Origin of the sequence: Flavobacterium sp. F52 (assembly GCF_000278705.1) — a bacterium.
GTDB lineage: Bacteria > Bacteroidota > Bacteroidia > Flavobacteriales > Flavobacteriaceae > Flavobacterium > Flavobacterium anhuiense.
This window is the reverse complement of sequence record NZ_AKZQ01000052.1, coordinates 1-8546: the sequence shown is the minus strand read 5'-3', so window position 1 is coordinate 8546 and position 8546 is coordinate 1. Positions and strand designations below refer to the sequence as shown.

The window sequence follows — 8546 nt, the reverse complement described above, 5'->3', positions numbered from 1 at the left end:
TTATAAAACCTTTAAAAAGTACCCAAGTGTGTCATAATTCATCCCTTTTTGTCACAAAGTTTGTACCTCGGAACCCGAGGTACAAATGAGGTATAAATTTTAACAAAACAACACTCAAATATTCCAAAAAACAATTGAATAAAAAAATAGCTAAAATGTTAATTACCAACATTTTAGCTATTTTATTTGTTTTTATTTTGTGTTTCTTTGCGCCCTCTATTTGCCTAAAGATTAATTCATTATTTTCTGTAGAAATATATCCTCCTGCCATTATTAATTCAAATCCTAATTTTTCTGTTAAACCTATTGAATAGGAAAATTCAGGATGCTGGCCTCCATTGACTAATGTAAGATGATAATCATTTTTATCAGTTTTATTCTTGATGATTTTTAAAAACTCTGCTCTATTCATTACTTCTTCTTATACTAAATAAGCCAAAAATTAATATTATTCCTCTTCAAGTTTATAGAAATCAAAGGCAACGCCTTTTTCGTTTAGAAATCTTTCTACAATCGCTAAAAACTCTTCAGCTGTTTTATTAGGATAGTACTTGAATACTATTTGTATCATGATCTTTTTATCAGCTTTATCAGGATAGTTTTCTACCAGCTGACCATTTTCAATGAAATCCAGATAACTATTTATCTTCTCTTGTAAAAGTAATAAATGTTCATTCTCATCATCCCACTCTAGATGATCAGATATGGTAAGAACTAATGTTCCCTCTTTACCTATGGTAATAATATCTATTACGTTTTTATCTTCAACAGACATATTTGAAGTTTTTAAAAATATTATTCACTCATTAATAAAAAAAAAAGGTGCATAATACACCTTTTTTTACTTTATTCTTTAGCACTAAAAATTATTTTATATACTATTCAGTAAAGATATATCTATAATGTCATCTTTTGCTAGTTGCCTTAATGAAGATAAATCAATTTCTGATAACGAATCTGAGTCTATATTATTTAAATAATCCAGAACGTTAAATTGTCTCTTTAATTCTCTCTGCATAAATGGATCTTTTTCAATCAATAGTTCCATTTGACTATCATTGATGTCTAGATCATCCCGTTCCTGAATAAACATGTCAACCGTGTCTCTTGCATAGGTTGCAACATCAACTATATTTTCAAAATCGTCATCCTTTAAAAAATATAATGTGCTCAATATTGATGTACATGCGTCTAAGGCAAAAGAAGCTAATATTGTATCGTAATCCTCTGTATCTGGTGTAATTTTCTCAACTATCTCAATATAATTATCGATTTTCGAAGATTTTCTCTTATCTAGTAAATCCCTGTAGAGAGTTGAAATAATTTCCTTTAATTCCGATGGATTTCCAAAACTATATTTTATTGAAAAAAATACATAGTTTGGAAATAGTCTTTCACATATCAACAATGAAAAAATCACTTTTTTTTCATCGTTTAAAATTGCTAGCTTTTCGCTAATTGTATCTCTATACTCATCCATTTTCTTCTATTTCTTTTTATTTTTTAAAGGTGTTGTAGGAGTTACTCCTGCATTATTAATCCAGACTGCACAATCGTTACATATTGGTCTACTAACTCCAATACTAAATACATTAAAACCATTTTGCTCTGCATAATTTAAAGCAGTAACTTCTGCGTGGCCTTTACCAGAAGCAGCAACCTCATTGGATTTTAACATTTCTCTTTGAGCTTTTCTCAACCTAGGTTCACTAGAAGCCACAATGTTAACTGCTTTGCCCTTCGAGTCTGTTGCTTCAACCACTGCTATGGTAGTCTTGTCTTGTGTAACTTTAGGTACAGCTTGATGTATTTCAGTTGCTCGTTCACCAATAGTTTGCGCAGGCTTTACTTCAGCTCCTTCCGTTGCAACACTTGCTCGTGCTGGAACTTTCAAATTACCAGGCGCTGAATGTCCTGTATTATAAGCAGCAGCAGCCATACTCATCAGTAATGCCTCTCCTTTTGTTTCTGGCTTAGGCATATCCGAAGCACTAAAATATTGTGCAGCAACACTCTGAACTGCATCACCGTAAGTTCCACTAGGACTATTCCACCAATTTTTTATAGACTTCCATATTCCTTCACCTGGCCACATTCCGTCAGGGTCAATAAAGTATACAGGATTATTAAAAGCATAATTATATGGTGTCCACCTTCTTCCTTGTTCTGCTAAAGGATCAATGTTCATCCAACGCCCTAACGCAGGATCATAATTTCTTGCGCCATAGTCGTAAACCCCAAGCCCCAGCTCGTCTTGAAGCTCTTTGCCATTGTACTTATACTTATAAGGGTTTGCGACTATTTTTACAAGTTTTTACCTGTTAAATACAATATTTTTAAGAACATGATTTTGAAGGATAAACTTACTGTTTTATTGCTCAAATCCAAAAATAAATCTTCAAAACAGCATTAAAAACAGCTAAACTTTTACTGAAGCAGATTGTACGTCTATTGAGTCTTTTCAGATGCGTTCTGAGAGTCAGATTCTTCCTTTCAATATGATTAGTTCCGAAACGTTTAACAGAATGCAACTTCTCGTCAATCAGATATCTGTAGTTTTTAAGTCTGTCCGTAAATATCTTTTTTGCTTCTGCCAATTTCAGAGTTTCCAAAACACGATTCAAAGTTTTATTAGTTCGTTTGCCAACATTAAAACTAACCACATTTTTAGAATTCTTTTCCAAAGCATAAACCAGCCAGATATAATTTTTCTTGTGTCTGATATAAGTGCACAGTTCATCTACTTCGTAAGTTTTGCCTCTGCTGACAATTGGTCTTGTTATATTCCTCGCAATGCAGACAATTCTTTTCAATAACGTTGTGGCTGATATTTTCAGTATTCTTGCAGTGCTTCTTATTCCTAATCCCTCTTTGGTTAATTGAATAATCTTTTCATTAATATCTAATTTGTAAGCTTGATTTGTATAATATTCTATAAAACGGTGAGAACACATTTTACAATAGTACTGCTGTTTATTGTTTTTTGTTCTCCCATTTTTAATAACCTTTTTCTCTTTACATTTTGGACAATTCATTACCATCACTAACTTTGGAACACTATGTCGCATTTTTACTCATTTTAGCTCATTTAAGACAATATTAAAACAAAAAAGATGAGCAGTAATGCTCATCTTTAAATTATTTTTTTCTAAAATTTATTCAATTTCATAAGGTTAGAATTTCAAAATCTCATATCACTAACTTTGAAACACTACCGAAATAATCTGTCTGCAATACTTGCCGTAGCAAGTGCCCATTTCTAAAACTGTTTTGTACAATTTGTTTACGGCATAAAGTATCAATTCCCTAAACTTCACATTCGGCATGCAAAATAAACCTTCTTTAAATCCATGCAAAAAAATAAAATAGACCTGAGCACAATTTCTCAAAACAGCCTTGGAAAAGTTTAGATTTTAACCAAGTCTTCTGTATTTTTGCAAATAAATACGTACTACAGATATCCCGCTTACATTAATTCCAAATTTTCAGCATCGTATCCATTTTTTCACATTCTCCGTATTATATAAAAAAGTATTTCCTCTTCAAGTTCTCTACATAAATTTTCAGATTCTATTGTTTGGCAGAAACACTTATTGGGACTATTTATTAATTTCCTATTATTCTTTATGCTTCTGCAATAGGTATTACAGATCAGCTTAAACCGTTGATCAGCTGCATACATATTCTTCATTTCTTTAAAATGTTCAGCAAACTTAAGATTATATAATTCATCCGGCAGATACATAAATTCTATTGGGTTAAAGAAAAAAGGCTATGAAAATTTTACCGGTTCTAAAACTTCCTTAAGGTACGAAATATAAAACAGATAAAAGTAGTTAAGTTTATTTAATTCACTTTTCAATAACTGAGACTATTATAAACTAATAAACAAAAAAATCAATTTTTAATCAGTTTAGGATGCTTCCATGAGCCGTTCAAAGCTTCTTCTTTTGGCCAATACAATCGCATTATCAGAGCAAAATCACCTTTTGGAGCTGGAAGCCAATTAGATTCCTTATCTTTTCCTGGAGAATCTGCTTGAATATAAAACGTAAATCCTCCGTCAGCATCTTTTTTAAACTGCCCAAGCATTGTTGAATTTAACAGATAGCGATTAAGCCGATTTGCAACAAGAAGACTTGCCGGCTGGTCGTACATTGTAAGGGACCAGAATGAATTGACTGGAGGAAGCTGTCCTGGAGGCAATTTGAAAGTGTACTTATTTTTACCATTTAATTTTTCGCCATTCGAATCAACATAATAAGATGGATACACTGCCTCTTCTATTGAATTTCCATAAATACCTAAAAACGCTCCGCTCATCCTAAAAAGATAATTATTTTTAAGAAATTCTCTCGTTCCAAAAGCGTCTCCTGACGAAAGCTCACCCGTTACGATCCTTTTCTTTAACTCAGCTATTTCAAGCCATGCGTCTTTTATTCCCTCGTTCATGGCATTTTTAACATCAGCGCTTAAACTGTCAGGATTGAAAGCTTTACCTTCTTGAACTCCAATTTTTGCAAATCGAGCTCTTAAGTCCTTTTCGGAAGCATTTACGGGGCAAAATTGTAAAGCAAAATTTAGATTATTAAAAAACTCCAATGATTTTTTTTGTTCTTCCGGAGAAAGCGGTTTTATAAAATCAATTGGTTTTGCCTGCACTGGAGCTGTTTTGCCTAAAAACGCTGAAAGCGTTTTAACATCATACTTTTTCTGTATTGCTTCAACATTTTTTAAATCACCTGGATTAAAAAGCTGTGTTCGGATTATTCCTAAAGCAATTTCTGTTTCGCACGGAATAACTTTATCAATCCCTTTGGGTTTTTCTCCCTTCCAATTAGGGCCGGAAAGCATATAAACGCCTCCATTATTTCCCGTTGTGCGGCTTCCCAAATAGGCAAAATTAAAAGTATACAAATCAATTAGCTGCAGGCTCCAGTACCTGTTTTTTTCAATTGGAGGTATCACAAAAACAATAGGTTCGCTTCTTAAATCTAATCCAATCCAAGAATAAGGCGTATCTGAGTTGGGAGTTTGAACCGCTTTATCTTCTGAGGTAAAAACTCTGGGAACATTACGAATCTTATTCCACGGAGCTTTGTATTCTGGATTTTGTTTATCTACAAAATATGCATATTGAATCCTGCTGTTATCTACAATAGGAAATCCGTAAATATAAGCCTCCTTGGTAATTTCCCTAATCTCTTTTAGATCAATATTACTTGCATCGGCAGCTGATATACTAGTCTGACCTTCTTTACCTTCTTTTTTACAGCATACAAAAACCATTGTAGCAGCTGCTAAAACAAAAATTAATATTTTATTTTTCATAATTCTTCTTTTTGGAATTGCTTTTGGAAGTTCAATTTACTTTTTCAATTGCTGGAGGCGACCATGTACCATTCAGGGCAGATTCTTTTGGCCCATAAATCCGTGTCATTAGATAAAATTCTTCTGCAGGGGCTGGAAGCCAGTTAGCCTCTAGAGATTTATCTGGTTTTTGGTTTTGAATATAAATTGTCAAGCCTCCGTCTTTATCATAAACCAATCCTTCTGTAGTTGAATTAATCAGAAATCTATTGATTGGATTTTTGATTAAATATCCTCCTGTTCCATCTGCACTTTTATCATACATAGTTATGGACCAAAAATATTTTGCAGGCGGAATTTCATCTTTAGAAAAATGAATTTTATACTTGTTTGTTTTTCCGTTTAAAGTCTGCCCTTCTTTATCATTGTAAACAACAGGATAAAAAGCTTCAATTTTATCATTTCCATAGATTCCAACCATAACAGCGGCAGCGCGCAAAAGATGGTCTTTTTTGTAGAATTCTCTATTTCCGAAAGGATCCATCATATTCCATCCATTTTTCTGCTCGCTGATATGAGCGGCTTTTTCCTTAATTGCCGTTATTCCTTCCTGAACACCATCATTAATGGCTTTGAGGGTTTCTTCGTTTAGCTGTGAAGAATCAAAATCGGCTCCCGCTTTTATTCCAATTTTTTCAAATTTTGCAAGATCCTCGACATCTTCTTTATTGAAAGGTTTAACCAAGTCCAGATAGACATTCATATATTTAATGAAATTTGCATCTTCTATGTCTTTTGGATTGAAGGCAATCCAATTAATTTCAGATGCTTTTTTCGGAGATGCAGTGCCTAAAAATTGGCTCAATGAAGTAACTTTATACTTATCCTGAATCTGGATAACATTTGCTAAATCTTTGCTGCCCAATAGCTGGGTCCTTCCAATGCCAATTGCAAGCTGGCTCTCTACATTAAAAACCTTTTTAAATTTTCCTTTTGGTATTTCTCCTTTATAATCCGGACCGACAAACAGATAATCTCCTGCTTCGCTGCCTGTGCTTCTTGTTCCTACATAAGCAAAATTATGCGTAAAAAGATCCGTAAATTGAAATACATAATATCTGTCTTTTATCGCAGGAACAGACAATACAATAGGTTCTGCCCTTAAGTCAAGAGCAAATAAAGAATAAGGCGTGTCCGCATTCATGGAAACTACATCTTTTCTCGTATCATCTGCCGGACGTCTGTCATGGGTTATGATATTAAAGCCGCTTCGGTAGGCAGGACTTTTTTTATCCACTGTAGAGGCATACAAAGCCCGATAGCCCATTAACATTGGATAGCCATAAATGTATGCTTCCTTTGCGATAGACTTTGCTTCTTCAGCACTTAATGCGTTTTGTGTTGTTGTTGTTTCTTTTTTACAGCTTATAAAAAGCAGAAAAGCAGCAAATAGTAAAAGTGATCTCTTCATAATCTTAAAATTTATTATTTATTTATTCTTAAAAAAATCTTTATGTGAAACCAGATGGTGCAACAGGTATTAATTCAAAAAAAACAAAAATTATTTAAAAAAAGCTTTCAGAAGACAGCGGACAAATTCCTGACAAAACTTTTAAATTATGAGTAGGTAAAAAAAATACTTTAGGGATTATGGTAAATTTAACAAAAAAAATCTAACACTGCTATTTCTATTCGCATAAGATATAGAATAATTATAATTCTGGAAATGCAAACAAAAATCGAATTCGCAAATAAGATGTTTTTCTTTTTGCCATTCCTTAAAATTTCTGTTTGCATGACCTATTTTTTTAAGCATTCTAAGCTGAAAGGGATTACATTTGTGCCACAAAACCTAAATAGCATAAAGTAATCCATAGAGCCAAAGAAAGACAATTCTGCCTTAACTATAACAATCTTTTCAAATGCTCCATAATATTTATAAATTTATATTAGTGTTATGCCATGAATCAATTGAGTTTTTTATAATTTTTGCATCAATCCCCAACAGGACATCTAAACCAAATTTACATAGCCAATGGAAGACAGACACTACATATAGAAAGCCAATTGCTTCAAATCATCCAAAAATGATGTTGTAATTTGTCCTGTCCCCGTCCCCCAACAGGACAAAATAAACCACTTCCTAAAGCCACATAAACAACTGATTATCTTTACATTAATTACAAAATATAAAAAAGTAAAAAATGGAATTTAATCAAAATCATACTGGAAAAATCACACCTGAAAAAGCACTAAAAATGTTAACTGACGAAGGAATGGATGTTACTCTTGCACAAACAGCCGAAATATTGTCATTTCTTAGGTTAATAGCTGGAATTAGCGTTAAAAAAATCTTAGAAGATCCGGAAACTAATAAAATTACAAAAGAAGAAGAAGCTTTACATGAAAGTCTCGAAAATAAAAACAAGAAAATAAAGATAAAGAGTCCATATAAAAAGATAACCTATTGTAAAACCTGCAATTTTTTGAATAATAATTTCTAAAAAATCTAAAAATCATTTAATCCTAAAAAAAATAAAAAACGCCTTACCTCTATTTGGGTAAAGCGTTAAAAAAATTGCTAAAGAAAAAACTTTATTCTAAAGAAATTCTGCCTGCTGCGTCCCTTTTCTTCTGGTCAATTACCTTCGCATATATCTGCGTTGTCTTAACGTTCTTATGACCAAGCATTTTAGATATGGTAAAAATATCAGTTCCAGCCGTCAGCTGTAATGTAGCATAAGTATGCCTGAAACAGTGAAAGGTAATATGCTTATTGATGCCTGACAATGCCACCCATACAGGAAGCGTACGGTCAACATCCCATTTGTTCAAATCTTTAAATACCTTCTCATTTTCTCTCCGTCTCTTGCCAAGCAATTCGAAAGCTTCATCGGAGATCGGTATGGATGCAGTGCCTTCCGTTTTCTTTTGCCTGAAAATAATATAGTGCCCGTCATTCTCAACATGTTGCAATTCTGACCAGGTCAGCTTGGCAATATCGGAATACCTCACGCCTGTAAGAACTGAAAACATAGAAATTCTTCTTACAATCAATTTCGGGCAGGGAGTTTCAAACAGCCTTCGGGTTTCCTCGAGAGTCAAAAAATTACGTTGGGATTCCATTTCCTTTATTGATCCTATCTTTGCATTGATATCTGTTTTAAGCTTATCCTCTCTATAGGCTGCTTTTAGAGTAGTTTTAATCTTGTTATAATAAGAGAGAGCAGTGTTAC

At 33.1% G+C, this 8546-nt stretch carries 8 protein-coding genes and 1 pseudogene; 1 reads left to right on the top strand and 8 read right to left on the bottom strand.

What is annotated here, in order from left to right; translation table 11 throughout:
* Positions 1 to 31 precede the first annotated feature (31 nt).
* From FF52_RS23035 to FF52_RS23000, 7 genes and pseudogenes are all read right to left on the bottom strand, one after another.
* On the bottom strand, positions 32 to 412 hold the full coding sequence (locus FF52_RS23035; RefSeq protein WP_008469382.1) for a hypothetical protein: 381 nt from the start codon (positions 410 to 412) through the stop codon (positions 32 to 34).
* Between the two features lie 36 nt (positions 413 to 448).
* The gene (locus FF52_RS23030) at positions 449 to 775 is read right to left on the bottom strand and encodes a DUF6572 domain-containing protein (RefSeq protein ID WP_008469381.1); all 327 of its coding nucleotides are present in this window, start codon (positions 773 to 775) and stop codon (positions 449 to 451) included.
* 96 nt (positions 776 to 871) lie between these two features.
* On the bottom strand, positions 872 to 1480 hold the full coding sequence (locus tag FF52_RS23025; RefSeq protein ID WP_008469380.1) for a DUF416 family protein: 609 nt from the start codon (positions 1478 to 1480) through the stop codon (positions 872 to 874).
* A 612-nt stretch (positions 1481 to 2092) separates the two neighbouring features.
* Positions 2093 to 2287 (bottom strand): annotated as a pseudogene (locus FF52_RS23510) (RHS repeat-associated core domain-containing protein); the annotation flags it as partial.
* A 91-nt stretch (positions 2288 to 2378) separates the two neighbouring features.
* On the bottom strand, positions 2379 to 3068 hold the full coding sequence (locus tag FF52_RS23015) for an IS1 family transposase (protein WP_035692353.1): 690 nt from the start codon (positions 3066 to 3068) through the stop codon (positions 2379 to 2381).
* An 829-nt stretch (positions 3069 to 3897) separates the two neighbouring features.
* Positions 3898 to 5331 carry a DUF1254 domain-containing protein gene (locus FF52_RS23005; protein WP_008469373.1) on the bottom strand — a complete coding sequence of 478 codons (1434 nt, stop codon included), beginning with the start codon at positions 5329 to 5331 and terminating at the stop codon, positions 3898 to 3900.
* A 31-nt stretch (positions 5332 to 5362) separates the two neighbouring features.
* A complete protein-coding gene (locus FF52_RS23000) occupies positions 5363 to 6781 on the bottom strand; it encodes a DUF1254 domain-containing protein (protein ID WP_008469372.1) in 1419 nt (472 codons plus the stop codon).
* Positions 6782 to 7514: 733 nt separating this feature from the next.
* Between FF52_RS23000 and FF52_RS22995 the strand changes: the two genes are divergently transcribed.
* Positions 7515 to 7814 (top strand): hypothetical protein, encoded by a 300-nt coding sequence (locus FF52_RS22995; protein ID WP_008469371.1) that lies wholly within the window; start codon positions 7515 to 7517, stop codon positions 7812 to 7814.
* A gap of 91 nt (positions 7815 to 7905) precedes the next feature.
* Here the strand turns inward: FF52_RS22995 and FF52_RS22990 are convergent.
* On the bottom strand, positions 7906 to 8546 hold a 641-nt coding region (locus FF52_RS22990), incomplete at its 5' end, for a site-specific integrase (RefSeq protein ID WP_008469370.1).

Bases quoted from the DNA above. Each gene is read 5' to 3' on its own strand.
- FF52_RS23000 (WP_008469372.1), bottom strand. From the start codon at position 6,781: ATGAAGAGATCACTTTTACTATTTGCTGCTTTTCTGCTTTTTATAAGC.
- FF52_RS23025 (WP_008469380.1), bottom strand. From the start codon at position 1,480: ATGGATGAGTATAGAGATACAATTAGCGAAAAGCTAGCAATTTTAAAC.
- FF52_RS23035 (WP_008469382.1), bottom strand. From the start codon at position 412: ATGAATAGAGCAGAGTTTTTAAAAATCATCAAGAATAAAACTGATAAA.
- FF52_RS23005 (WP_008469373.1), bottom strand. From the start codon at position 5,331: ATGAAAAATAAAATATTAATTTTTGTTTTAGCAGCTGCTACAATGGTT.
- FF52_RS23030 (WP_008469381.1), bottom strand. From the start codon at position 775: ATGTCTGTTGAAGATAAAAACGTAATAGATATTATTACCATAGGTAAA.
- FF52_RS22995 (WP_008469371.1), top strand. From the start codon at position 7,515: ATGGAATTTAATCAAAATCATACTGGAAAAATCACACCTGAAAAAGCA.
- FF52_RS23015 (WP_035692353.1), bottom strand. From the start codon at position 3,068: ATGCGACATAGTGTTCCAAAGTTAGTGATGGTAATGAATTGTCCAAAA.